The sequence below is a fragment of the Pseudomonas sp. FG35 genome (assembly GCF_057809295.1).
Map to the genome: position 1 here is coordinate 15,846 of NZ_JBMDJR010000003.1, position 25,187 is coordinate 41,032.

Annotated in this window: 20 protein-coding genes; 6 read left to right on the top strand and 14 right to left on the bottom strand. The window is 60.3% G+C overall.

Annotation, left to right across the window (positions count from 1 at the left end):
- Window positions 1–184 precede the first annotated feature (184 nt).
- From ACODTD_RS06640 to ACODTD_RS06650, 3 genes are all read left to right on the top strand, one after another.
- Complete coding sequence (locus tag ACODTD_RS06640; protein WP_007952055.1) at window positions 185–1,576, top strand: GntP family permease; 1,392 nt, start codon at window positions 185–187, stop codon at window positions 1,574–1,576.
- Between the two features lie 7 nt (window positions 1,577–1,583).
- Entirely contained in the window at window positions 1,584–2,357 is a 774-nt protein-coding gene (gene hbdH, locus ACODTD_RS06645; RefSeq protein ID WP_007952053.1) for a 3-hydroxybutyrate dehydrogenase, read from the top strand.
- Between the two features lie 63 nt (window positions 2,358–2,420).
- Window positions 2,421–4,376 (top strand): acetoacetate--CoA ligase, encoded by a 1,956-nt coding sequence (locus tag ACODTD_RS06650; protein WP_489104618.1) that lies wholly within the window; start codon window positions 2,421–2,423, stop codon window positions 4,374–4,376.
- 46 nt (window positions 4,377–4,422) lie between these two features.
- On the opposite strand, the gene ACODTD_RS06655 is transcribed toward ACODTD_RS06650, so the two are convergent.
- On the bottom strand, window positions 4,423–8,226 hold the full coding sequence (locus ACODTD_RS06655; RefSeq protein ID WP_489104619.1) for a hypothetical protein: 3,804 nt from the start codon (window positions 8,224–8,226) through the stop codon (window positions 4,423–4,425).
- A gap of 128 nt (window positions 8,227–8,354) precedes the next feature.
- Complete coding sequence (locus tag ACODTD_RS06660; protein WP_011334475.1) at window positions 8,355–9,467, bottom strand: PilT/PilU family type 4a pilus ATPase; 1,113 nt, start codon at window positions 9,465–9,467, stop codon at window positions 8,355–8,357.
- 127 nt (window positions 9,468–9,594) lie between these two features.
- On the opposite strand from ACODTD_RS06660, the gene ACODTD_RS06665 reads away from it, so the two are divergent.
- Together ACODTD_RS06665 and ACODTD_RS06670 are read left to right on the top strand one after the other, a co-directional pair.
- Window positions 9,595–12,132, top strand: coding sequence for a PAS domain-containing hybrid sensor histidine kinase/response regulator (locus ACODTD_RS06665; protein WP_489104620.1), 2,538 nt, complete (start codon window positions 9,595–9,597; stop codon window positions 12,130–12,132).
- 49 nt (window positions 12,133–12,181) lie between these two features.
- Window positions 12,182–12,457, top strand: a complete 276-nt coding sequence (locus ACODTD_RS06670) for a peptidylprolyl isomerase (protein ID WP_007952044.1) — start codon at window positions 12,182–12,184, stop codon at window positions 12,455–12,457.
- Between the two features lie 49 nt (window positions 12,458–12,506).
- Here the strand turns inward: ACODTD_RS06670 and ACODTD_RS06675 are convergent, their stop codons facing one another.
- The 8 genes from ACODTD_RS06675 to ACODTD_RS06710 form a co-directional block, all read right to left on the bottom strand.
- On the bottom strand, window positions 12,507–13,442 hold the full coding sequence (locus ACODTD_RS06675) for a sugar kinase (protein ID WP_489104621.1): 936 nt from the start codon (window positions 13,440–13,442) through the stop codon (window positions 12,507–12,509).
- Window positions 13,442–14,662: an amino acid deaminase gene (locus ACODTD_RS06680; RefSeq protein ID WP_011334478.1), complete on the bottom strand. Its 1,221-nt coding sequence runs from the start codon at window positions 14,660–14,662 to the stop codon at window positions 13,442–13,444. The genes ACODTD_RS06675 and ACODTD_RS06680 overlap by 1 nt, the downstream gene beginning before the upstream one ends.
- Before the next feature lie 39 nt (window positions 14,663–14,701).
- Window positions 14,702–15,466, bottom strand: coding sequence for an IclR family transcriptional regulator (locus ACODTD_RS06685; protein WP_236196894.1), 765 nt, complete (start codon window positions 15,464–15,466; stop codon window positions 14,702–14,704).
- 242 nt (window positions 15,467–15,708) lie between these two features.
- A complete protein-coding gene (locus ACODTD_RS06690; RefSeq protein ID WP_007912330.1) occupies window positions 15,709–16,098 on the bottom strand; it encodes a RidA family protein in 390 nt (129 codons plus the stop codon).
- Window positions 16,099–16,129: 31 nt separating this feature from the next.
- The gene (locus ACODTD_RS06695; protein ID WP_011334480.1) at window positions 16,130–16,927 is read right to left on the bottom strand and encodes an amino acid ABC transporter ATP-binding protein; all 798 of its coding nucleotides are present in this window, start codon (window positions 16,925–16,927) and stop codon (window positions 16,130–16,132) included.
- The gene (locus tag ACODTD_RS06700) at window positions 16,924–17,586 is read right to left on the bottom strand and encodes an amino acid ABC transporter permease (RefSeq protein ID WP_085745506.1); all 663 of its coding nucleotides are present in this window, start codon (window positions 17,584–17,586) and stop codon (window positions 16,924–16,926) included. Before ACODTD_RS06700 ends, ACODTD_RS06695 begins: the two co-directional genes overlap by 4 nt.
- 9 nt (window positions 17,587–17,595) lie before the next feature.
- Complete coding sequence (locus ACODTD_RS06705) at window positions 17,596–18,258, bottom strand: amino acid ABC transporter permease (protein WP_007960243.1); 663 nt, start codon at window positions 18,256–18,258, stop codon at window positions 17,596–17,598.
- 51 nt (window positions 18,259–18,309) lie between these two features.
- Complete coding sequence (locus ACODTD_RS06710; RefSeq protein ID WP_007960245.1) at window positions 18,310–19,158, bottom strand: transporter substrate-binding protein; 849 nt, start codon at window positions 19,156–19,158, stop codon at window positions 18,310–18,312.
- A gap of 338 nt (window positions 19,159–19,496) precedes the next feature.
- On the opposite strand from ACODTD_RS06710, the gene ACODTD_RS06715 reads away from it, so the two are divergent.
- A complete protein-coding gene (locus tag ACODTD_RS06715) occupies window positions 19,497–19,928 on the top strand; it encodes a thioredoxin family protein (RefSeq protein WP_011334483.1) in 432 nt (143 codons plus the stop codon).
- Window positions 19,929–19,936: 8 nt separating this feature from the next.
- On the opposite strand, the gene ACODTD_RS06720 is transcribed toward ACODTD_RS06715, so the two are convergent.
- From ACODTD_RS06720 to ACODTD_RS06735, 4 genes are all read right to left on the bottom strand, one after another.
- Window positions 19,937–21,493, bottom strand: coding sequence for a TerC family protein (locus ACODTD_RS06720; RefSeq protein WP_489104622.1), 1,557 nt, complete (start codon window positions 21,491–21,493; stop codon window positions 19,937–19,939).
- A gap of 335 nt (window positions 21,494–21,828) precedes the next feature.
- Window positions 21,829–23,475: a phospholipase D-like domain-containing protein gene (locus ACODTD_RS06725; RefSeq protein WP_489104623.1), complete on the bottom strand. Its 1,647-nt coding sequence runs from the start codon at window positions 23,473–23,475 to the stop codon at window positions 21,829–21,831.
- A gap of 40 nt (window positions 23,476–23,515) precedes the next feature.
- A complete protein-coding gene (locus ACODTD_RS06730) occupies window positions 23,516–24,178 on the bottom strand; it encodes a vWA domain-containing protein (RefSeq protein ID WP_489104762.1) in 663 nt (220 codons plus the stop codon).
- Between the two features lie 2 nt (window positions 24,179–24,180).
- Window positions 24,181–25,182 (bottom strand): magnesium chelatase ATPase subunit I, encoded by a 1,002-nt coding sequence (locus ACODTD_RS06735; protein ID WP_201818400.1) that lies wholly within the window; start codon window positions 25,180–25,182, stop codon window positions 24,181–24,183.
- Window positions 25,183–25,187 lie beyond the last annotated feature (5 nt).

Here is a 25,187-nt window from a genome sequence, read left to right on the forward strand (position 1 = left end):
GCTTGCCCGCGAAAGCGTCCTCTCAGTCATAGAAGTCTCAATAAAGAGACAAAACCTCGAAAGCCATCACCAAAAATCAAACTAATTCCTTTTATTTCAACAAGTTAACCATCTGGCACAGATCTCGCTATAGCCCTCCCCACACCCGTTCCACCCACAAAAATAACAATCGAAGGAGCACACCATGAGTGTGATCATCGCCTTGGCAGCCCTCGCGCTGCTGATGCTCGCGGCCTATCGTGGCTACAGCGTTATCCTTTTTGCCCCGATCGCCGCCCTCGGCGCCGTCCTGCTCACCGACCCGTCTGCCGTCGCCCCTGCTTTCACCGGGGTGTTCATGGAGAAAATGGTCGGCTTCATCAAACTCTACTTTCCCGTGTTCCTGCTCGGCGCCGTGTTCGGCAAGCTGATCGAGTTGTCGGGTTTCTCCCGCTCGATCGTCGCGGCAGCGATTCGCTTGCTCGGCACCCGCCAGGCGATGCTGGTGATCGTGCTGGTCTGCGCCCTGCTCACCTACGGCGGCGTTTCGCTGTTCGTCGTGGTGTTCGCGGTCTACCCGTTCGCAGCGGAAATGTTCCGCCAGAGCAACATCCCCAAGCGCCTGATCCCGGCGACCATCGCCCTCGGCGCGTTCTCGTTCACCATGGACGCCCTGCCCGGCACGCCGCAGATCCAGAACATCATCCCCAGCACCTTCTTCAACACCACCGCCTGGGCGGCGCCATGGCTGGGTGTGATCGGCACGATTTTCGTGTTCTGCGCCGGCATGCTGTTCCTGCAGCGCCAGCGCAACAAGGCGCAGCGTGCCGGTGAAGGCTACGGCACCGAACTGCGCAACGAACCGGAAACCGCCGAAGACCTGAAACTGCCGAACCCATGGATCGCCCTGTCGCCGCTGCTGGCGGTGGGCATCATGAACCTGTTGTTCACCCAGTGGATTCCGCAGTGGTATGGCAAGACCCACAGCCTCGCGCTGCCGGGCATGGCCGCACCGGTCACCACCGAGATCGCCAAACTCACGGCGATCTGGGCGGTGCAGGCGGCCCTGTTGGTCGGCATCCTGATGGTGCTGGCATTCGGCTTTAAAGCGATCAAAAGCAAGCTTGCCGAGGGCAGCAAAAGCGCAGTCAGCGGTGCACTGCTGGCGGCGATGAATACCGCGTCGGAATACGGTTTCGGTGCGGTTATCGCCTCGCTGCCAGGTTTCCTGGTGCTGGCCGACTGGCTCAAGAGCATTCCCAATCCGCTGGTCAACGAAGCGATCACCGTGACCCTTCTGGCCGGTATCACCGGTTCCGCTTCGGGCGGCATGAGTATCGCGCTGGCAGCGATGTCCGAACAATTCATCAGCGCCGCCCACGCCGCCAACATTCCGCTGGAAGTGCTGCATCGGGTGGCCGCGATGGCCAGCGGCGGCATGGACACCCTGCCGCACAACGGCGCGGTGATCACCCTGCTCGCCGTCACTGGCCTGACTCACCGTGAGGCCTACAAGGACATTTTCTGTATTACGCTGATCAAGACCCTGGCGGTTTTCGTGGTGATCGGCACTTTCTACGCTACTGGCATTGTGTGAGGTATTGATGACGACTCTTTCTGGCAAGACCGCACTGGTTACCGGCTCCACCAGCGGAATCGGGCTGGGCATCGCCCTGACGCTGGCCAAGGCTGGCGCCAACCTGATCCTAAACGGCTTTGGCGACGCCTCCAAGGTGATCGCCGAAGTCGAGCAGTTCGGCGGCAAGGTCGGCCATCACCCGGCGGACGTCAGCGATCCCGCCCAGATCGCCGACATGATTGCCTACGCCGAACGCGAGTTCGGCGGCGTGGACATTCTGGTCAACAACGCCGGCATCCAGCACGTCGCGGCGGTGGAAGAATTTCCGGTGGAGCGCTGGGATTCGATCATCGCGATCAACCTGTCGTCGGTGTTTCACAGCACTCGCCTGAGTTTGCCGGGCATGCGCGCCAAGGGCTGGGGGCGAATCGTCAACATCGCCTCGGTGCATGGTCTGGTCGGTTCCACCGGCAAAGCCGCGTACGTGGCAGCCAAGCATGGGGTGATCGGCTTGACCAAAGTGGTCGGCCTGGAAACCGCCGCCAGCAACGTCACCTGCAACGCCATCTGCCCGGGCTGGGTGCTGACGCCGCTGGTGCAGAAGCAGATCGATGATCGCGCAGCCAAGGGTGTCGACCCGCAGCAGGCGCAACACGATCTGCTGGCCGAAAAGCAGCCGTCGCTGGAGTTCGTCACGCCGGCGCATCTGGGTGAACTGGTGCTGTTCCTGTGCAGCGAGGCCGGCAGCCAGGTGCGTGGCGCCGCGTGGAATATCGATGGCGGGTGGCTCGCGCAGTAAGCGTGCAAATGATCGCTCCCACGCTGTCGTGGGAGCCTTCTGACCAACAATAAGAGGCAAACCATGTCCGACATTCTCTGGCAGCCCGATGCCAAACGCATTGCCCGGTCCCGCATGGACGGCTTTCGGCGCTTCATCAATCAGCGCCACCACCTGAAGCTCGACGACTACCCTGCGCTGCACCAATGGTCCATCGACCAGCGCGAAGCGTTCTGGCAAGCGATCGTTGATTTCTTCGACATCAGTTTTCACACCCAACCGGACGCCGTTCTGCGCGGAGGCCTGAAAATGCCGGGTGCCGAGTGGTTTCCCGGTGCCACCCTGAACTTCGCCGAGCATCTGCTTAGCCGACGCGACGATGCCATCGCCGTGATCGCTATCGGGGAAAACGGCCAGCGTGAACTGCTGACCTGGGCCGAGCTGGCCCAGCAAGTCGCCGGGTTCCAGGCCAGCCTGCAAGCGGCCGGCGTGTTGGTTGGCGACCGGGTTGCGGCCTGCATGCCCAACACCTGGCAAACCCTGGTGGCGATGCTCGCGACCACCAGTCTCGGGGCAATCTGGTCATGCTCCTCGCCGGACTTCGGCACCCACGGCGTGATCGACCGCTTCGGCCAGATCGAACCGAAGGTGCTGATCACCTGCGCCGGCTACCGTTACGCTGGCAAGGAGATCGACCAGACCGTCAAGGTCAATGAAATCCTCGAACAGCTGCCGTCACTGCAACAGCTGATCATCGTGCCCTACGCGCGACCTCAAGCCCATGCCACGGATTACCGGACACCCGCCAACGTCACGCTGTGGGACGACTTCTACGAACCGGGCGATGAGCCGCAATTCGTCCCGGTGCCGTTCGATCATCCGCTGTACGTGCTTTATTCCAGCGGCACCACCGGCGTGCCGAAGTGCATCGTGCACAGCACCGGCGGCGTGCTGCTGCAACACGTCAAGGAGCACGGGCTGCATGTTGACCTCGGACCCGGCGACCGTTTGTTCTACTACACCACCTGCGGCTGGATGATGTGGAACTGGCTGGTCTCGGCACTGGCGGTCGGCAGCGCGGTGGTGCTGTATGACGGTTCACCGTTTTATCCGGACAACGAGCGCTTGCTGGAGCTGCTGGACGACGAACAGGTCAGCGTGTTCGGCACCAGCCCGAAATTCCTCGCGACCCTGGAAAGCAGCGGCATCAAACCGCGCGAAAGCTACGACCTGAGCCACCTGAGAACCCTGCTTTGCACCGGCTCCGCACTGTCACCGCAGAGTTATGACTTCGTCTATCGCGACTTCAAACCGGATGTGTGCTTGTCCTCGATGTCCGGCGGTACGGACATCGTGTCCTGCTTCGTCAACGGCAACCCGATGTCAGCAGTCCGCCGGGGCGAAATCATGGGCAAGAGCCTGGCCATGGCGGTGGAAGTGTGGAACGACGCCGGGCAACCGGTCGTTGGCGAAAAAGGCGAACTGGTGTGTACCCGGTCATTTCCGGCGGTGCCTATCGGACTCTGGAACGATCCCGATGGCGAGAAACTGCGCGAATCCTATTTCAGCCAGTTCCCCGGCGTCTGGGCCCAGGGTGACTACGCCGAACAACTGCCCCACGGCGGGATGCTGATTCACGGCCGCTCCGACGCCGTGCTCAACCCCGGCGGCGTGCGCATCGGCACGGCGGAAATCTACCGTCAGGTGGAGAAAGTCCCGCAAGTGCTGGACAGCGTCGCCATCGGCCAACAGTGGCAGGACGATGTGCGCGTGGTGCTGTTCGTGCACCTCAAGGACGGCGTAACGCTGGATGACACGCTGCAACAGCAGATCCGCCAGGTGATCCGTGCCAACACCACACCGCGCCATGTGCCGGCGAAGATCGTCGCGGTCACCGACATTCCGCGCACCATCAGCGGCAAAGTGGTGGAGCTGGCCGTGCGCAATGTGGTGCACGGTGAACCGGTGAAAAACACCGATGCGCTGGCCAATCCGCAAGCGCTCGAGCAGTTTCGCGATCGACCGGAATTGAACAGCTGACAACAGCGCTCCTGTGCCAGGAGCGCCGTTCTGTAATGCAGACGGATTATTCAGGTCGGTTCAGGGTCAGCACCACCGGGTCGGCAATCGCACCGGTGCGACGGGTCGCGAGACAGGCTTCAAGCGTGTGGAAGTTGCGCTCGAATTCCGGTTTGTCGGTGTAGTACTGACCAAGCAACGAGATGACCAAGGCCAGTGAGTCGGCGTTTTCAACGGCCTTGGCTGCCGAGTGGTATTGCGTCGTGGCGCCGTCCTCATCCGTGGCAAGTCTGCCGCTGGCAAGATTGAGCAGCGACGCAACGTTCAGCATCTGGTCAGTGCCGCCACTCTTAGCGGTATCGCTGGCGTAGCTGACATCTTCAGTCTGCGCTGCACCGTGCAGCATCTCGTGAATCAGGTCATCCGCCACTACAGCGTGGTTGTAAGCGTGCCCGATGAAATGAGCGTTCAGATTGCGCGTATAGATTTCCATGAACATCACCTTGGGTCGCTCGTTGGCGCTGGCGGCGATCCATTGCCGGTACAACTGCGGATTGAAGGAGGCGATATTGCCGTTGTCCTTGTACGGGTCAAGGATCAGATTGCTCAGGGAAAAACCGGCGAAGTCCGTGCGGATCAGCTTCAGGTATTTCAACAACCGGTCCTTGGCATCCGACGTATTGCTGCCTAGAAAGGCCTTGATGATGAAATCCCGCTCCTTGGTGAAATCATGATCGCCAAGGGCCTTGATCGCCTGTTCGATCTTCGCCTTGGCCTTCGGCAAGCTGTTCTCGATGACGGCCCGGGTGTAACTGATCGGCAGTGTTTTATGGAATTGGCTCACCCTGAAAGGGGAATCGATCGCGAAATGGCTCAGCTTTGGCCCCCAGGCCTTGCCCGTGCGATCAAGTGCGTACCAATGGAAGTCTTCGCGTGCAGCCAGGACGGTCAGGGTGTCGGCACTGACCGCTTTCGGGCGCCAGGTGCCTTGTCCGACGATCGCGTTGTGACGGGTACCGAGCAGTCGCCCGGATTTGTGAGTGCCTTTGATATGACTCATCTGTGATTTGGCCAGGGCAATGATTTCCTGAGTCTGCCGACTCAAACGCATCCCGCCCTTATAGACCAGCTTGCCCGTGCCGCGCACGACTGAAGGCAGGTCATCCAGCGGGTTGAAAATGGCAATCCCGGTGGCAATTGCCAGCTTGGCGAGGTGCCCCAGTCTGGTGGTCAGCGAGGATGCCTTTGACACGATCGAAGCTGTTTTGCTGGCAACACCCGCAACGGTGCCCACTAGTGCAATGGCATCCATGGCGCAACCGTAGAGGCCGTCGACCACCAGATTGTGTTCGCCGGAACTGAGGTCCTGAATGCAGCGTTTGAATGGCACGGCGAGATCCACGATGTAGGTCGCCACCACTTCACCCTTTGCCCGCTCACGTTCGAGTTCCGTGGGCACAGTAGCGGCCGCCCGCAGTTGCTCAAAGGTCATCAACGGATGCCGCGACACGACAAGAGCCGAAATCTGCTCGATCCGCGGGTCAGAGAAATTCTGGTACTCGCTGTTTTTCGGTTTCGAAGGCGTTGTCGGTGCAGACAACACAATCAACTTGTCGATAATCGCTTCGCTGCGCGTGACTTTGAAATCATTCGCCACGCCTTCGATGTAGCACTTGATATTGATCGGCAACCGCTGTTTGGGAGTCGGTGCTACATGGGTCTTCAGATCGCCCTTGAAATCCACCCGGGCCGGGGCCTGGAGCTTGCCACTGCTGACGATCAGCCTGGCCAGTTCATCGTTACGGTGGATTTCACCCCGCAAGGTGAACACTTCATAGCAACTCGTTTTGCCGCCATGGGTGGCACACATGACAACACCGAACCGTCCCGTCGCGGCATCCTTTCCGGCCTGGCTCTCGACGGGCTCTTCTCGGGTCAACGGCCCGCCTATTGGAGTGGTACGAGTGATGACGGCAGAGTCACGTACGGTCAGAAACGTCAATTCACCGCGCAGCACATCCTGCAGGTCGAAATAGGACATCCGCGACAGCGCCAGCTTGAGGGTTGTGGCCAGGGCTTCGTTCAACTGGTCCAGATGACTGCGCAGCTGACGGATGAATTCGACATTGTTATCTACCAACCTCAACAGTTGTGGATAGCGGCGGTAAATGCTCACGACCGATGGATCGTGAAGTGCAGGTCTGCTGCCGGTTATCTGGGATAGCAGATCAGGTGCCTTGCTGTCTGGAAAGACAGGGCGAAAGTTCCACTGCTGTGTTGTGAGGTCGCCGGACATGTGCAGGTCGATCATCGACATGGTGGTCGGAGACGCCCCAAGTCCAGGACGCTGATTGAGCCGCGGCTTTTCCAGAAAGTCGCACCCCGGGGTGGCAGGCTCCAGCGCTGCCCTGGCGATGGCCCTGCGGTCAGGCAGTGGCGTGGAATAGGCAATGCTGACCTGAGAGAAATTCGCCACGTATTGCTGATAGGCGACGATGGCCCGCTGCGTTGTCGCCTGCTCGTCCTGCTTCAGCTCGGTTTCAGTGACGACTGCGTTGATCAACGCCCAGTCCACGATCGGATCGATCAATGCCAGCGTATGCACATCGGCCAGCGCCTGACTGACTGGCTCCAGCTGCGCATACGCCATGATCTGCGCATAAGTCATCACGCGCGCAGCGCCTTGAACGACTGCTTCGACCAAAGCGACACCCCGACAGAAAGCCACCCACTCGAGCGATCCGATCGTGATGGAGGTCGGAACCTGCCTGACAATGAATTCAGGGGCAACCTGTGCCAGACACAAATGAATCGCCAGCGGTGCCGAATCGTGCCTGACCCATTGATTGTTCACCATATGATCACGCAATCCCTCCAGGACAACCGATGCCGGCCTGCCGAGATAACGTGACGAGTACATCTCGTAACTGCCAATAGACTTTCTGTTCTGCGGCTTGCCGATAAATGGATTGATATCCAGCAACAGCGCGGTCACCAACAGCTGGTCAAGTTGCGACTCGGACATCGTCTGCCCCGCCTGCGAGCCATACCAGCCCAACCGCTGCAGGCATGAGCGCGCCCAGTCCTGCGATATCGAATGGCCAATGACTTGTTTTAACAACACCGCGGCATTGTCATGCACTGCGACCCCGATCCGGGAACCCGACATCAAACTGTCCAGCAACCTGGATTGACTGGGTAATTGCTGAGACGTGACGTTTTTGATCGCCAGGCATTGTTCGGAAGACAACGTAATGAATGATTGATCGTCCACGACGAGTTGTCCGCTATAGTTCCCAAGTTCATCAACTTCCGGAAAATCGAACTCGAAGTAAGCAATCAGATTATTCAGCTGAGAGGCCGTAGTGGGCACATCATAGCCATGAAACCCCAGCCATTGTTCCACGGTAATTTCGTTGTCTGTCCATACATACCCACCCGATTCCTTGGCGATATCCGTTATCAGCGACAACACCGACTGATCAAATCCCAACCCTTCGCGATTCTTGTGATCCTTGAAATCAATCCAGCCATCTGGAGCGAATACTTCCATTTTTCCCGACTGAGCAACGCAAATCGGCGGCCGGTCCTGCTGCGTCAGGCCCAGCAACAGACTTTGCATGGCAACTGTTTGGGTCAAACTACTCAAGAGCGCCTTGCCAGGCGCATGAATCAAATCCAGAGAAGAGTTCTTTTGCAATTCGATCTGGTAGTCCCATCCCAGAATTTTCTGGTCTGTCGCACTGTTCGCCAGACTCAACTTAAGTTCCGCCAATACCAGATTGCGCTCTGATGCATCAGCATCGAGGCGCTGTTGCGTGTCTATACCGGCTGCATACTTGAAAAATTTCTCGTTCGCTTTATAGCTCATAGTTCCCTCATGAATAACAATGTATGCCTGCTTGGCGGAGGCGATCCTACTTCCACCCAACAAACTTTCCAGTCGTTATTCATGAGACAACATTTCAATCAAACAAACCGAGGCTGAAATCAACCCCTTCAATCAGCCAGCCCCCATTCACCCGAACTTGAAGTGGGCGTCTCGCCTTGGCGCTCCAACTTCAACTTCAACTTCAACTTCAAATTATTGATTGAGTCCGCATGTTTAAGTGCCTCCTGCACACTTAAAACACCTTCAGCCACCAACTTGTAAAGTGCGTCATCGAAAGTCTGCATGCCCAGCTCTGTGGATTTTTCCATGATGACTTTCAACTCGCCCAGTTCATTGCGACGAATGAGGTCGGCAATGGTGGGCGACCCCAACATGACTTCCACTGCCGCCCGTCGCTGGCCATCAAGCGTGCGTACCAGACGTTGGGAAACGAAGGCCTTCAAATGATTGCCTAAACTGTGCAGCAATTGCGGGCGACGCTCTTCGGGAAAGAAATTGATGATCCGGTCCAGCGCCTGATTGGCGTTGTTGGCGTGCAATGTCGACAGCACCAGATGCCCGGTTTCGGCGAAGGCCAGCGCATGCTCCATGGTCTCGCGGTCACGGATCTCGCCGATCAGCACCACGTCCGGGGCCTGGCGCAGGGTGTTTTTCAGTGCAGCGTGAAAGCTGCGGGTATCGACCCCGACTTCGCGCTGGTTGATGATCGATTTCTTGTGGCGATGGATGTATTCCACCGGGTCTTCAATGGTGATGATGTGCCCGCTGCTATGGCGATTGCGATGATCGATCAATGCCGCCAGCGAGGTCGACTTGCCCGAGTCCGTAGCACCGACAAACAGGATCAGCCCCTGTTTGAGCATCACCGTTTCCAGCAATACCGCTGGCAATTTGAGGTCTTCGAATCGCGGAATGTCGAGTTTGACGTTACGGATCACGATTGACACATCGTTGCGCTGTTTGAATATATTGACCCGGAAGCGGCCGATGCCGGTGCGGGAAATCGCCAGGTTCATTTCCAGATCCCGGTCGAACTCCCGGCGCTGCTCGGCGTCCATCAGGGAGGTGGCGACAGTCGCCACTTCGCCGGGCTTGAAGGGCTGATCGTTCAAGGGCGTGAGCACCCCGTCGAACCGCGCACTGGGCGGTGCGCCCGTGGACAGGAACAGATCCGAACCGTGACGGCTCGCCAGTTGTTTGAGCAATGCGTCGATTTCCATGGCCAAAAGCACCTGCGAAGCTTTCAATGAACTTAAGACCGTGCGTCGTGACGCGACGGGCCTTACAGCGTCTACCGCTCTAGGATAGTAGACGCCGCCTCACCGACCGACGCCCAGGATTGATGTGATGAACGCTGTACCGAACACCAACGACGCCCAGACATTGATCGCCCGAACCGACTGGAGCCGCAGCCCGCTGGGCGCCGCCGGCACCTGGCCTCAGAGCCTGCGCACCGCGGTGGACATCGTGCTTCACTCGCCGATGCCGATGCTGCTGTTGTGGGGCCCGCAATTGACCCAGATCTACAACGACGGCTTCGCGCTGCTGGCCGGCAACAAGCATCCGCACGCTTTCGGACAACCAGCGCACCAGATATGGCCGGAACTTCGAGACTTTACCGACCCTATTTACAGCGCCGTCCTACAGGGCCAGGTGCGAACCTACAGCGAACGACGCTTCACCCTGCAACGGGACGGCCAGGAGTCCGACTTCTGGCTTGACCTGACCTACAGTCCAATCCGCGACGAAAGCGCGCAGGTGGCCGGAATTCTGGTCACCGCCATCGAAACCAACGAACGTCGGCGCATTGCCCTGGAACTGCAGCAGCGCTCCGAAGACAGCCTCAAGGCCCAGCGCGAAAGCGAAGAGCGCCTGCAACTGGCGCTGGCAGCCACCGATGCGGTCGGCACCTGGGATTGGGACATCGGCGAAGACCGCTTCATTGCCGACGCGCATTTCGCCCAGTTGCACGGTGTCGATCCGGCGCTGGCCGGTCAGTTGCCGATCAGCGAGTATCTGCACGGCGTGCACCCCGAAGACCGCGCAATGATCGCCCGCAGTATCAAGCATTGCATTACCCACGGCACCGAATACGCCGAGGAATACCGCCTGCTGCAGGCCAACGGCGAACTGCGCTGGGTGTTCGCCCGCGGGCGTTGCTACAAGGATCATCATGGTCGGCCGACGCGCTTTCTCGGCGCTGCGCTGGATCTGACCGAACGCAAGCACACCGAACAGGCATTGCGGCAAAGTCAGACCGAGCTGCAACTGATCATCAACGCCATGCCGATCCTGATCAGTTATGTCGACCACGAGGAACGCTTTCGCCTGAACAACGCCGCGTACCTCGACTGGTACGGGCTCACGCCGCAGGAGCTGTACGGTCGCACGATCCGCGAGGTGATCGGCGAAGAGGCCTATTTCCTGCGGGCACCTTACATCGCCGAAGCACTCGCCGGTCGCCCCTGCTCGTTCAGCCTGTACACGCCGCACCGCGACGGCAGCCAGCGGCATGCCTTGATGAATTACCTGCCGCGCCACGGTGCGGACGGTGCAGTGAACGGTTTCTACATCTTCGTGATCGACGAAACCGAACGCAAAAAGACCGAAGAAGCCCTGCGCAACCTCAATGAAACCCTTGAGGAGCGTGTGAGTGCGCGCACCGAACAACTGGCCCAGGCCAACCAGCGTTTGCAGAACGAAATGTTCGAACGCGAGCGCGCCGAAGACGCTCTGCGTCACGCACAGAAAATGGAAGCGGTCGGCCAGCTCACCGGCGGCATCGCCCACGACTTCAACAACATGCTGACCGGCATCATCGGCAGCCTCGACCTGATGCAACGCTACATCGCCAGTGGCCGCGCCGATGAGATCGGCCGTTTCACCGACGCGGCGGTGTCTTCGGCCAACCGCGCGGCGGCATTGACCCACCGTCTGCTGGCGTTCTCCCGGCGTCAGTCGCTGGATCGCAAGACTATCGACGTCAATGAACTGATCCACTCGCTGGAAGACCTGATCCGCCGCACTAAAGGTGATCCGATCGAGCTCAAGTTGCGCCTGGCCGACAATGTATGGCCGGTCAGCACCGATGTCAGCCAACTGGAAAACGCCCTGCTCAACCTGGTGATCAACGCCCGCGATGCCATGCCGGACGGCGGTGAACTACTGATCGAAACGGCCAACGTCTACCTCGACGGCAACGACATCACTACCCTCGAACCGGTCAAGGCCGGTGATTACCTGATGCTGGCGGTGAGCGACAACGGCACCGGCATGACGCCTTCAGTACGTTCCAAAGCGTTCGATCCGTTCTTTACGACCAAACCCATCGGGCAAGGCACCGGGCTCGGCTTGTCGATGATTTATGGCTTTGCCCAGCAATCGGGAGGGCACGTCAGCCTCGACAGCCTGCCGGGCCAGGGCACCTGCGTGCGCCTGTACTTGCCGCGTTTGTATGCACTGGAAGCGGAGCAGCCGGCAATCGAAGCGGTTGCCGAGGCTCCGGCTGTCGCCACTGGCGAAACCGTGGTGGTGGTCGAGGACGATCCGGCAGTGCGCATGCTGGTCATGGACCTGCTCAAGGAGCTGGGTTATCGCGCCCATGAGGCCGAAGACGCCAAGGGTGCCTTGCCGCTACTGGAATCCGACCTGCGGGTGGACTTGCTGGTGACCGACGTCGGCCTGCCGGGCATGAACGGCCGGCAAATGGCGGAGATCGCCCGCCAACATCGTCCGGGGCTCAAAGTGTTGTTCATGACCGGGTACGCGCAGAAAGCCGCCGAACGTCAGGGCTTCCTCGAGGACGGGATGGACATGGTCGCCAAGCCGTTTTCCATCGAACAACTGGCCGGCAAGATCCGCACGATGATCAGCCAAAACCCGTGACTTGAGGCATAATCCGCGCCCGCCGTCACCCCGCTACAGGTATTGCACGATGAAAGCCCAAGCCCGCCACATTCTGGTGAAAACCGCCGAAGAGGCTGAAAAACTCAAGCAACGCATCGCCAACGGTGAAGCGTTCGATGTGCTGGCGAAGAAATTTTCGACCTGCCCGTCCGGCAAGCGCGGCGGCGATCTGGGTGAAGTGCGGCCGGGGCAGATGGTCGGTGCGATCGATGCGGTGATCTTCAAAAAACCGCTGCGCACCGTGCATGGGCCGATCAAGAGCAAGTTCGGGTATCACCTGGTGCAGGTGTTTTACCGCGACTGATCCAGTGCCCTGAAGGCGCGGCTTTCGGCAGCGCCTTCAGGGATCGGCATCAATCCTTGGGGATCAACGCCCCAGGCACTTGAATGACCTGACTGGCCAAGCGATGCCCCGCCTCCGCCGCCCGCACAGGGCTTGCCCCGGACAAGCGACTCGCCAGATACGCCGCACTGAACGAATCCCCCGCCGCCGTGGTGTCCACCACCTTCTCGACCTTCTGCGCCGGGACTTCGAACGCTTCCCCGGCGCAACGGATCAGACAGGCTTCAGCGCCACGCTTGAGCACCACTTCCGGCGTGCCGATCTGCGCGTACGCTTCAAACACCGCGTCACAGTCTTCGAAATGGAACAGCGCCTGCTCGTCGTCCACCGTCAGCAATGCCAGATCGACGTGAGGCAACACGCTGCGATACGCCGCCCGCGCCTCTTCCACCGAAGCCCACAGGCGTGGGCGGTAGTTGTTGTCGAAGACGATTCGCGCGTCACGCTGACGGGCTTCGATCAAGGTCTCGATCAGTTTTTCCCGACCCAGGGCTCCGAGTACCGCCAGCGTGATACCGCTGAAATACAGCACGTCGTAATCCGCCAGCGCCGCCAGAATCGGCGCGGACGCCGGCGTGGTGAAGCAGTCGCGCACAGCGGCTTCGTTGCGCCAGTAAAGGAAACGACGTTCGCCGGCAGCGTCCGTTTGAATGCAATACAGGCCCGGCAAACGACCGGGCAAGCGCTGGACCAGATCCAGACCAATGCCTTCGTCGGCCCAAATGCGGCACATCGCATCGCTGAAGCTGTCGTCGCCCAGCGCCGTGACGTAATCGACCTGCGCCTTGCCGCCCATCGCGCGGGACAGATAGACCGCCGTGTTCAGCGTGTCACCGCCAAAACTCTGTTGCAGGCTGCCGTCGGCACGTTGCTGGAGTTCGATCATGCATTCGCCGATCAGGGCGATGCGCGGGGTGTTCGGACTCAAAGGACTGAGCGCGCTCATCAGAAACAGGTTTCCATGGTTTCGATCACCGACAGTTGCTCGTCCACCAGCAGCCCCACGCGCCACTTGTCGAAGGTCAGGCATGGGTGCGAAGTGCCGAAGGAAATGATGTCGCCCACGCGCAACTCCACGCCCGGCGCCACGGTCATGAACGCGTGCTGGTCCATCACCGCCGTCACCTTGCAGGCGCCGACATCGTCGCCCACCGCCGGCAGCACGCCGGCCTTGTAACGCAGCAGCGGCACCGGCATCCCGGCATCGAACGCCACGTCACGCTTGCCCAGGGCAATCACCGCGAAGCCCGGCTCCGGCAGCGACTGCACGTGGGCCCAGACCTCCAGCGCCGGACGCAGCCCTTCGTGCAGGTCACTGCGACGATCGAGCACGCAGCACTGCGCCTCCTTATAGATGCCATGGTCGTGAGCCACGTAACTGCCGGGACGCAGCACGCTGAGGAAACGCCCGCCAGCGTTCTGCGCTTCGAACGATTCGGCAATCAGGTCGTACCACGCCGAACCCGACGCAGTGATGATCGGCTTGGCAATGGCGAATGCGCCGCTGTCCTGCAACTGCACGGCCAGGCGTACCAGCGAAGCCGCGAATTCACGGATGCCGCTGACGGCGTGATCGCCATGGATCACGCCTTCGTAACCTTCGATACCGGTCAAGGCCAGCGCCGGTTGCGTACCGATAGCCTTGGCCAGTTCAATGACTTCCTGCTCGCTGCGGCAACCGCAACGGCCGCCGACCACGCCGTATTCGATCATCACGTTCAGACGCACACCGCGCGATGCGAAATAAGCGCCCAGATCGGCGACGTTGTCCGGGTGATCGACCATGCAATAGAAATCGAAGCCGGAATCGGCCGCCAGCAGATCGGCAATCAGCGCCATGTTCGGCGTACCGACCAGTTGGTTGGCCATCAACACCCGGCGCACGCCGTGGGCGTAAGCAGCTCGGGTCTGGGTGGCGCTGGCCAGGGTGATGCCCCACGCGCCGGCGTCGAGCTGACGACGAAACAGCGCCGGGGTCATGCTGGTCTTGCCGTGGGGCGCGAGTTCGGCGCCGCTGTCGCTGACGAACTTCTGCATCCAGCGGATGTTGTGTTCCAGCGCTTCACGGTGCAGCACCAGCGCCGGCAGGCTGATGTCACGCACCAGTTGCGCGCCGAGGGCTGCATCGCCCTTTTCCACGGCAGCAGTGTTGTTGGCAGTCGTCATGGTCGAACTCCTCACAGTCGCGCCCGCAGGCAGGCGCGGTTATTCGTTGATTCGCCGGGCGAGGCTGTTGGCGCTCTCGATCAAGACCCGGCGATAGTCGTTGTAATTGTTCTTGGCATCGGCACGCGGGGCGACGATGCACAGGGTGCAGATGGCAACGCCTTGAGGGTCTTTGACCGGGGCGGCGAAGCAGTGGGTAAAGGTGTCGGCGACACTGTCGAAGGAGAAGAAACCGTCGATGCCGGCCTGACGGATTTCCGCCAGAAAGGTTTCCATCGGCAGGCGTTCGCCATCCGGCAGGATGAAGTCGTCGGGGTCGATCAGCTCGCTGATCTGCTGATCGCTCAAGTGCGCCAGCAGCAAACGACCGGACGCCGTCCACGGGATCGGCGCGTTTTCGCCGATATCGGAAGAAATGCGGAAATGCCGCTCGCCCTCCTTCATCAGCGCCACCGTGTATTTGCGCCCGTTGAGCAGGCACATCTGCGCGGTTTCCCGGGTCTGGCTGACGATCTCCTGCAAGGCGTGATCGGCCTCGCGACTGAGGTCGAAATGCCGCAAGTGCGCCTGGCCGAGGAAGTACAGCTGACGACCGAGATAGACGTGACCGTCCTTGCCCACCGGCTCCAGAATCCGACGTTCGAGCAATGACGCCACCAGTTCGTAGACCGTGGATTTCGGGCTGCCGATACCGTTGGCGATATCGTTCGGGCGCAGTGGCTGGCCGATTTCCTTGAGGAAATCGAGGATATCGAACGCCCGGTCCAGACCGCGTGCCCGGCGCTTGATGGTGTCTTCGGTCATTTCAGTGGTTCCCTTAAAAGATGCCGGGATGGTAACTGCCCCTTGGCGTTGTGTCAGTTGGATCGCAGCCCTCACCCCCCGCCCTCCCGAAACGTCGGACCGCCCGGAGGGAGAGGGAGCCTGATCGCATCGATGCAAATGCCGTCGTCTGACACAACAATCTGCATCGATGGAAATCAGTCCCCTCTCCTGGGGGAGAGGGCCAGGGTGAGGGGGCTATGGGCTCAGCAACGCCACACCTCTCAAGCCTTCTTCTTGTACGCAATGCAGTCGATCTCGACCTTGCAGTCGACCATCATGCTCGCCTGTACGCAGGCTCGGGCCGGTGCGTGTTCAGGCTTGAAGTATTCGCCGAAGACCTTGTTGAAACTGCTGAAATCCCGCGGATCGTCCAGCCACACGCCGGCGCGCACTACATCTTCCAGGCCATAACCGGCCTCTTCGAGAATCGCGATCAGGTTCTTCATGGTCTGGTGCGTCTGCTCGACGATGCCGCCCACGATGATCTCGCCATCCACCGCCGGCACCTGCCCGGAAACGTGCAGCCAGCCATCGGCTTCAACGGCGCGGGCGAATGGACGAGGCTGGCCGCCAGCGGCGGTGCTGCCGGTGCCGTAACGAGTAATGCTCATGGGTATTTCTCCTGATTGAAAAAGTGAAAAGTCAGAACCGCGTGCTTTTGAGAAATTCCGCCAGCCGCGGCGATTGCGGACGCTCGAACAGTTCCTTGGGAGGCCCCTGCTCTTCGATGCGCCCCTGATTCATGAAAACGATCTTGTCCGAGACCTCGAAGGCAAAACGCATTTCGTGGGTCACCAGCAACATGGTCATGCCGTCCTCGGCCAGGCCTTTGATCACGTTCAGCACTTCGCCGACCAGTTCCGGATCGAGGGCCGAAGTGACTTCGTCGAACAGCATCAGGCTCGGGTTCATCGCAATCGCCCGGGCAATCGCCACGCGCTGTTGCTGACCGCCGGACAACTGACCGGGAAAGTGATTGCGCCGCTCCAGCAGGCCGACCCGTTCCAGCCATTTTTCGGCCAGGGCCACGGCTTCGTCCTTGTGCATCTTTTTGACTTTCAGCAGGCCGAGCGTGACGTTTTGCAACGCGGTGAGATGCGGGAACAGGTTGAATTGCTGAAACGCCATGCCGGTCATCGCGCGATGACGGGCGATGACTTTTTCCGGGTGACGCACGCGCTTGCCGTTGAGTTCGTCATAGCCGATGGATTCACCGTCGAGCAGGATCTGCCCGCCCTGGAACTCCTCGAGCATGTTCACGCAGCGCAGCAGCGTGGTCTTGCCCGAACCGCTGGAGCCGATCAGCGTCACCACGTTGCCACGCTGCATGCTCAGGTCGACGCCCTTGAGCACTTCGACCGCGCCGTATTGTTTGTGCAGGCCACGGATGTCCAGCAAGGGCTGACCGTTCTGGACGTTGGAAACTTGAGCTTGAGTCATGGCAGGGCCACCCGCTTTTCAATGTGCCGGCCGAGTAATTCGATGCCGTAGTTGATGACGAAGAACAGAAAACCGGCGAACAGATAAAACTCCAGAGTCATGAACGTCCGGGCGATGATCTGCTGAGTGCTGAGCAACAGCTCGGCCACGCCGATCACCGACAGCAAGGTCGAGGCCTTGACGATTTCCGTGGACGAGTTGACCCAGGTCGGCAGGATCTGCCGCAGTGCCTGAGGCAACAGCACGTAACCGAGGGATTGATAGAACGTCAGGCCAATGGCTTTGCCGGCTTCCATCTGCCCGCGTGGCAACGCCTGCAACGCGCCGCGCACTATTTCGGCCACGTGGGAGCCGCAAAACAGCGTCAGGCCCAATGCGCCGGCCTGAAATGCGCTGATCTGCCAACCAAGCGCCGGAGCCATGTAGAAGCACGCCAACACCAGCACGAACACCGGCGTACCGCGAATCAGGTCGACATAAAAGCGGAACGGCGCGCGCATCCAGAACTTGCCGTAGGTCAGCACCAGTCCGGCGAAAACGCCGATGACCGTGCCGAACAGAATGGCCAGCGCCGACACCTGCACGCTGGTCAAAAAGCCTTGCCACAAGACTTCGCGGGCAATCCACAACTCATGCAACCAACTGGGGGATTGGTACATCGCAGCCTCCTATCGGCGGATCGCCAGACGCTGCTCCAGGTAACGCAGCAGCATGGCAATGAGGTAACAGGCCGCGACATACAACGCCGTGGTCACCAGCCAGGTTTCGATCACCCGGTAGCTCTCGACGTTGATCTTGCGCGCATAGTAGGTCAGCTCCGGCACCGCGATTGCGGCGGCCAGCGAGGTGTCCTTGAACAGCGAAATGAAGTTGTTCGACAGCGCCGGCAGCACGTTGCGCAACATCACCGGCACGGTGACGTAGGCTTTCACCTGCCACTCGCCCAGACCAATGGCCAGCCCTGCTTCGCGCTGGCCCTTGGGAATGCTCAACAAACCACCGCGGAACACTTCGGTCAGGTACGCCCCGGCATACAGCGACAGGGTGATGATGAACGACGGGATCTTGTCCAGCCGGATCCCCAGGCTCGGCAGCGCAAAGTAGATCAACAGAATCAACACCAGAATCGGCGTGTTACGGATCACCGTCACATACACCGATGCCAGCACCCGCAAGGCGCGATGCCTGGACAGCAAGGCAAACGCCATCAGCAGGCCGATCACGCAACCGATGGCGATCGACACCAGCGCCAGTTCGAGGCCCAGACCGAGCCCCGCCAGCAAGGTGTCGAAATCGCGCCACACGGCGGCAAAGTTCAACTGATAGTTCATGGTCGGCAGTACCTTGAGCGGGGCGCATCAGGGCGCCCCACTCTCACGGGATCATTTGAATTCGACAGGGAAACCGATGGCAGGCGATGGCAGATCCACGCCGAACCATTGCTTGAACGACGCGGCATAAGTCGGGAACTCGACGCCGGTCATGGCTTCATGCAGGGCGGTGTTGACGAAGTTCAGCCAGTCCTGATCGCCGCGTTTGACGGCGCAGGCGTAGGTCTGCGGGCTCCAGGCATACGTCGGGCTACGGTAGCGGCCAGGGTTCTGCACCATCAGGTATTTGACCGAAGACTGATCGGTCGCAGCGGCATCGGCGCGACCGGAGTTAACGGCCTGGTACATCAGATCGACGCTGTCGTACTGATCGACCTTGGCCTTGGGCAGCGCCTGATGCACCAGCTCTTCGGCGTACACGTTCTGCAGCACGGCTACGGTCACGCCGTCACCACCGGCCTGCAGGTCTTCGATTTCCTTGTACTTGCTGTTGTTCGGCAGCAACAGGCCGACGCCTTCGCGGTAGTACGGCAGGGTGAACGCCACTTGCTGCGCACGGCTGGCGGTGACGGTGATGAACTGGCAGCTCATGTCGACCTTGTCGGTCAGCAGGTTGGGAATCCGCGCATCGGACGACTGCACTACGAACTCGACTTTGCTCGGGTCATTGAACAGACCTTTGGCCACCATCCGGGCGATGTCGATATCAAAGCCCTGCAACTTGCCGTCCGCGCCCTGGAAGTGCCACGGCGCATTGGTGCTGCCGGTGCCCACAATCAGTTTTCCACGGGCCAGGACGCTGTCGAGCTTGCTGTCGGCCGCCTGGGCCATACCCATGACAGCGGACGAAGCCGCGAGAACAAAAACACACGCTTTGAACAAGGAAGGTCGGCGATGCATGGCAAGCACTCCTGGAAGTTGTTTATTCCGCTATACCGGAACACGGTTTGTTACTACGGAATAGACAGCAGAAAGTGTGCCACAGGATTCATGGGGAATCTGCAAAGGATTGAATTTTGTTTTGAATCAAAGGGATGGAAGAAACCTGCGAAACGCTGCAACCAACATTGATTAATCACTTCGCTACTTTGCGCCACACAGGGAGGGTATCCGGGCCACATCCTGGTGCGCGATGCACGATTGAGCGCGGGCTGCACCTGTCAACTCTGACAGTTGCGGCAACGGCCGCGCGCGCCCTAACGTCGTACCACCCAGCACATCGAATAAAGGAGGCTCCGATGACGACGCCGACTCGATATTCAGCGTTGCCCCCCACATATCGGAAGGTCTTGAAAGCCAGGCGCCTTGTCGTCCTGTATTTTTTCAACAGGCGCTGCGGGGCCTGCGAATTTTCCGGCCCGGTCTTTCTTGAGATCGCCAAGCCCTTTCGGCCCTGGATGGATATCTTCATGCTCGATACCGCACAGTCGATTCGCCATCCGGATGTCAAGGGCACACCGACCGTGTTGTTCTACAAGGAAGGCGTTCTGGTCAAAAAACTGAAAGGCATTGGTTCGGAAGAATCCCTCCTGCAAGACTTCACCCAACTCCTCGGCAAAACCCGTCACCCCGCTGTGCCGCACAAATCGGCCCATGACCTGAACTGGCTGCGTGACACCCTCCGCACCCTTTGCACCGTCCACCGCGCAAAACGGCGGAACCTTTCATGAAAGTGCCGTCACGCCTCACGCACCAGCAACACCCGCGTCACGCGACGTTCTTCGACTGCCATTACGGTCATGCCCCAGCCTTCATGCTGCAGACGATCGCCCTTGATCGGCAGGCGATCCAGCAGGCTCATCACCAGCCCGGCCAGGGTCTGGTAATCCTCGGTCGGCTCGGCGCGAAAACCGGTGTGTTCGCGGATACGGGACAGGTTCAACGCACCGTTGACGATAAACCCGCCCTGCTCCTCGACCACGTCGGGGCCAGCGATTTCGCTGGCGTCCGGCAGTTCGCCGGCAATCGACTCGAGAATATCGGTCATGGTCAACACACCCACAAAGTCACCGAACTCGTTCACCACAAAGGCAATGTGGGTCGAGGCCGCACGCATTTGTTCCAGTGCGTTGAGGATCGAATAACTGTCCAGCAGATTGACGGTCTTGCGCGCCAAGTGTTCAAGGTTCGGCTCGTTGCCGGCCAGGTATTCCTTGAGCAGTTCCTTCTTGTGCACGAAGCCCAGCGGCTCATCCACTGCGCCGTTACGAATCAACGGCAAGCGCGAATAGGACGAATGCATCAACCGTGTACGAATAGCCTCGGCGTCGTCGGCCAGATCAATGTGATCGACATCGGCGCGCACCGTCATCAAGGCACGAATCGGTCGCTCGGCCAATTGCAGCACACCGCTGATCATCACCCGCTCGCGACGGTCGAACAGCTCCGTGCTCGGCGCTTCACCATTGTCCAGCAAGTCGGAGATTTCCTCGCCGACTTCTTCCACCGCCAGTTTGCGACCACCCAACAGACGCATCACCGCGTGAGCCGTGCGCTCACGCATCGGTCGCAAGCCCTGCATCGAGCGCTTGCGACGAGCGCGGGCGATCTGGTTGAAGATCTCGATCAGGATCGAGAAACCAATGGCAGCGTACAGATAACCTTTCGGAATGTGGAAGCCCAGGCCTTCGGCCGTCAGGGCAAAACCGATCATCATCAGGAAGCCCAGACACAGCATGATCACCGTCGGGTGGGCATTGACGAAGCGGGTCAGCGGCTTGCTGGCAACGATCATCACACCGATGGACACGATCACCGCAATCATCATCACCGCCAGTTCATCGACCATGCCCACGGCCGTAATCACCGCGTCCAGGGAGAACACGGCGTCGAGCACGACGATCTGCGCCACGATCGGCCAGAACAGCGCATAAGCGGTGTTGGTCGAGCGCTCGCCGATATGGCCTTCCAGCCGTTCGTGCAATTCCATGGTCGCCTTGAACAACAGGAACACACCACCGAACAGCATGATCAGGTCACGGCCGGAGAAGCTCTTGCCGAACACCTCGAACAACGGTGCCGTGAGGGTGACCAGCCAGGAAATACTCGCCAGCAGGCCAAGACGCATGATCAGCGCCAGGCTCAAACCGATGATGCGTGCGCGGTCGCGCTGATGCGGCGGCAGTTTGTCCGCCAGGATCGCGATGAACACCAGGTTGTCGATACCCAGTACCAGTTCCAGCACGATCAGTGTCAACAAGCCCAGCCATGCCGTGGGATCCGCTAACCATTCCATAATCTGTCTCTATCTCTCGTCAGTGAATTCAGGCTGCCGGACACGGCAAAGTGCGGCGCGAAAGCTCGAAGGCTGCGCCTACAACGATAGTCGGTAGTCGGAAGACCGGATGTTGCGAGTGCGTCAAGACCGCGCCATGGCGCGAGGGGAACGGGGTTCCTGGAATAGAACTGGGAGGCTCCGAGAGGGTGTTCATGCAAATCCTGAATGAAAAAAGGCCTTGAAGCGTACAGGCTCAGATGACTTTTCCTACAGCTGGAAATCATTTCAAAATCTGTACGCCGCCAGCTTATCGCCGTCCCCGTCAGCATCGGCAACCAACGGAGGTGTAAGGGCTAACGCCCGGCAAACCTGAGGCGAGACAACCGGCGCAGGTCGCCCTCGACGTAGTAATCGTTGGTCCAGCTGTCATCCGCCGCCAACGGCTGCACCTGCTTCAACGCCAGTTTTTTCGCGAAGTAGCGAAAACGATAATGCTCGTAGAACCGCAGCAGCTCCAGGCCATAGCGGTCCGCCAGATCGGTGTCGCCGCGAATGATCAGGTAGTTCTCGTCATTGCCGGTGCTGGCAGAGGTGCTGAGGTTGTGGCTGCCGCTGATGATCGTCGGGCTTTCGCTGGTGAAGTCGGAGACCACCGCTTTGGTGTGCACCAGCAAGTTGCCCTTCTGGCCTTTCATGTTCTCCCGCAGCCAGCCTTCCAGCCCGGTGTTGAGCAACGCGGTGGCGGCGAATTCGGCGGTTCGGTCGGCGTGAAACCCGGTGATGCGGCTGACGGTGTTTTGCAGGCCGTAACGCAGGATGTCGTCGTGGGGCTGGCCGAGCAACGCGTTGAGAATCGCGTCGGGCAAGGCGAATGCGGTGACGAACAGCAGGTCTTTCTTCGCCCCCTCGATGATCTCGACGAACTCCCGCAAGTCGGCGCCGCCGGTGCGCGGGGAAAATCCGGCGAACAAAGACTGCGCCGGATTCATAGGGTTGTGTTGGCTGATCCAGTCACGGGTGGCGCCAACATCCGCCGGCTCGGCCCAGATCTGCTCGAAGGTTTTCAGGTAACTCGCGCTGACCGGCGAATCGTCCAGCACATGCACCACGTTGGCCTGCCGGTATATGCCGTTGGCGGTGAAGTTGGTACTGCCGCACAGCACCGCTTGCGGCTGACGTTCGCCGCCTGCGTCGAGGCGGCTGAGGACGATGAATTTGTTATGGAAAATATTGTGGGTGACCCGCCCGCGCTTGCTGCTCGCCGGCAGTTTCGCAAGGCTCGCTTCATTGATCGTGGTGTCTTCGTCGTCTGGCCGGGCGTGATACAGCACGCGCACCTGAACACCTCGATCGAACGCTGCGTTCACCGTGTCGATGATGGCTTGCAACTGATATTCGTAGATCGCGATGTCCAGCGCCCACTGGCCGTCCACCGCACGCTCGATAAAACCTTGCAGACGCCCGAGCAGGCCGTTCTCCAGCCATTGCCGTGCAGCGTCGGGCCAGGCTTCGATGGGCATGTTCTTGTTGGCGCTGATCTGTGCGTCGAGATCGGGAAACTTGCGCTGAAACGCCTGACTGGCGGCCACGGCGCGGTTGAAGATCACGCCCTGATTGGCGGGATGACCGTCGTCGGAGCAGATTGTCAGTTCCAGCGCCTCACCGAGTTGCGGCGCATCCGGCGAGCCATACGCCAAGTGCACGCGATAGTGAATCGTCATGCCCGGATTGACCGCGTAATCGGCCCAGCGAAATTTCTGCAACGGCGCCTTGTCGCTCGGCGTGGCGTGGAACTGCGCGAAGGTATGGGCCCTGCCGGGAAAGGTCAGGCTGTTGAACAGGAACAGCCACGGTTTGTCGCCCTGCTGCTTTTCGATGGCAAACCCCAGCAAGCCTTTGCGGCGGGGTTCGGCGAGGTCCATGGCGAGCAGCACGCCGTTGGTGCCGGCGTACGCCTTGACGCGAAAATCGTCCTGCGGATTGGCGACCAGTACGCGCATGATTCACTCCCTGTGATTTGGCCTTACTGCAGCATAGCTCTCAGACCGACAACAACTCGTCGATATGCCGGTAATCGGCGTCCAGTGCTGTCGCCAATTGTTTCGCGCGGCCCAGGCGAATCGGCCCGCGCTCGATATCGATCAGCAGGCTGGGACACGCGAGCGCTGGCAGTTCCGGACAGTTTTTCAAACGGCCATCGGTGATCACCAGCAACCGCTGTTGTTCCGCGGGAAAACGCTTGCGCCGCACCGCCAGCCAATGCCCGGCCTCCGTCAGCGCTGCCAACAGAGGCGTGCCGCCTCCCGCGCCCAATCCATCGAGCCACGCGCGCAACCCGTTGGAGGCCTTCAGCCCTTGCACCTGCCATTTCGGCGCCGCGCCGCTCGCGGTCAACAACGCCAGGCGCGCGCGCTGCCGGTAAGCGTCGTCGAACAGTTGCGCGAGTACGCCCTTGGCATCGCTCAGTGCCTGATGGCGACGGGTCGAGGCCGAGGCGTCGACGATCACCAGCCACAGTTCATGGGGCGTGCGGGTGCGCAGTTGAAACAGCAGATCCGCCCGGGTTTTCGGACGGCCATTGAGCAAGGTTCCGGGCCAGTTCACCGAGCCACTGCAAGCCTCGTGACGCTTGCCCTGGCGACCGTTATCGAGGCGTCCGGCGCGGGGTCTGGCATTCGCCCCCGCGTCGGACCGGGGGCGAATGCCTAAAGCTTTTTTGGCCAGGTCGGAACTTCACGGCGTGCGCCGGTAACCAATGCCGGTGCCGGCATTTCACCCCATTGCCCCTGCCCTTCGCTCGGTTCGGCGTGAGTACCGGACGGCGATTGCGCCGGTGGCTGTGCAGGGGATGAAGACTGTTCGCGGCGACGATGGCGCAATGCAAACTCAGCCACGGCATCAATGTCTTGCTCGGCGATGGTTTCAGCCCCGCGCCACGCCGCATGAGCCCGCGCCGCACGCAGCCAGACCAGATCGGCGCGCAAACCGTCGACGCCTGCCGCAAAGCAGCGCTCGGTGATCTGTGCCAGCGCTTCATCGTCGAGGGGAATATTCGCCAAGGCATGGCGGGCGCTTTCACAACGCTCACGCAGAGCTTGCTGATCAGCCTCCCACTGCGCACAAAACACCTGCGGGTCGCTGTCGAAATCCAGCCGACGACGAATGATCTGCCCCCGCTCGGCCGGCGCCGTATGACCGCTCAGCGCGACGTTAAGGCCGAAACGATCAAGCAATTGCGGACGCAATTCACCCTCTTCCGGGTTCATCGTCCCGATCAACACAAACTTCGCCGAATGCCGATGGGAAATGCCGTCGCGCTCGATCAGGTTGGTGCCGCTGGCAGCCACATCAAGCAGCAGATCCACCAGATGATCCGGCAACAGATTCACCTCATCGACGTACAACACGCCGCCGTCCGCCTTCGCCAGCACACCCGGAGAAAACTGCGCACGACCGTCGCTCAACGCCGCGTCCAGATCCAGCGTGCCGACCAATCGCTCCTCAGTAGCGCCCAACGGCAATGTGACGAACTGACCACTGGCCAGCAGATCCGCCAGACCCCGGGCCAGCGTCGACTTGGCCATGCCGCGCGGGCCTTCGATCAGCACGCCGCCAATCTTCGGATCGATGGCCGTCAGGTACAGCGCCAGTTTCAGATCATCGGCGCCGACCACGGCGGAGAGCGGGAAATGCGGGGTGTCGGTCATGTTCA

Coding starts and splice junctions, on each gene's coding strand:
- ACODTD_RS06640 (WP_007952055.1), top strand. CDS start 185: ATGAGTGTGATCATCGCCTTGGCAGCCCTCGCGCTGCTGATGCTCGCG.
- hbdH (WP_007952053.1), top strand. CDS start 1,584: ATGACGACTCTTTCTGGCAAGACCGCACTGGTTACCGGCTCCACCAGC.
- ACODTD_RS06650 (WP_489104618.1), top strand. CDS start 2,421: ATGTCCGACATTCTCTGGCAGCCCGATGCCAAACGCATTGCCCGGTCC.
- ACODTD_RS06655 (WP_489104619.1), bottom strand. CDS start 8,226: ATGAGCTATAAAGCGAACGAGAAATTTTTCAAGTATGCAGCCGGTATA.
- ACODTD_RS06660 (WP_011334475.1), bottom strand. CDS start 9,467: ATGGAAATCGACGCATTGCTCAAACAACTGGCGAGCCGTCACGGTTCG.
- ACODTD_RS06665 (WP_489104620.1), top strand. CDS start 9,595: ATGAACGCTGTACCGAACACCAACGACGCCCAGACATTGATCGCCCGA.
- ACODTD_RS06670 (WP_007952044.1), top strand. CDS start 12,182: ATGAAAGCCCAAGCCCGCCACATTCTGGTGAAAACCGCCGAAGAGGCT.
- ACODTD_RS06675 (WP_489104621.1), bottom strand. CDS start 13,442: ATGAGCGCGCTCAGTCCTTTGAGTCCGAACACCCCGCGCATCGCCCTG.
- ACODTD_RS06680 (WP_011334478.1), bottom strand. CDS start 14,662: ATGACGACTGCCAACAACACTGCTGCCGTGGAAAAGGGCGATGCAGCC.
- ACODTD_RS06685 (WP_236196894.1), bottom strand. CDS start 15,466: ATGACCGAAGACACCATCAAGCGCCGGGCACGCGGTCTGGACCGGGCG.
- ACODTD_RS06690 (WP_007912330.1), bottom strand. CDS start 16,098: ATGAGCATTACTCGTTACGGCACCGGCAGCACCGCCGCTGGCGGCCAG.
- ACODTD_RS06695 (WP_011334480.1), bottom strand. CDS start 16,927: ATGACTCAAGCTCAAGTTTCCAACGTCCAGAACGGTCAGCCCTTGCTG.
- ACODTD_RS06700 (WP_085745506.1), bottom strand. CDS start 17,586: ATGTACCAATCCCCCAGTTGGTTGCATGAGTTGTGGATTGCCCGCGAA.
- ACODTD_RS06705 (WP_007960243.1), bottom strand. CDS start 18,258: ATGAACTATCAGTTGAACTTTGCCGCCGTGTGGCGCGATTTCGACACC.
- ACODTD_RS06710 (WP_007960245.1), bottom strand. CDS start 19,158: ATGCATCGCCGACCTTCCTTGTTCAAAGCGTGTGTTTTTGTTCTCGCG.
- ACODTD_RS06715 (WP_011334483.1), top strand. CDS start 19,497: ATGACGACGCCGACTCGATATTCAGCGTTGCCCCCCACATATCGGAAG.
- ACODTD_RS06720 (WP_489104622.1), bottom strand. CDS start 21,493: ATGGAATGGTTAGCGGATCCCACGGCATGGCTGGGCTTGTTGACACTG.
- ACODTD_RS06725 (WP_489104623.1), bottom strand. CDS start 23,475: ATGCGCGTACTGGTCGCCAATCCGCAGGACGATTTTCGCGTCAAGGCG.
- ACODTD_RS06735 (WP_201818400.1), bottom strand. CDS start 25,182: ATGACCGACACCCCGCATTTCCCGCTCTCCGCCGTGGTCGGCGCCGAT.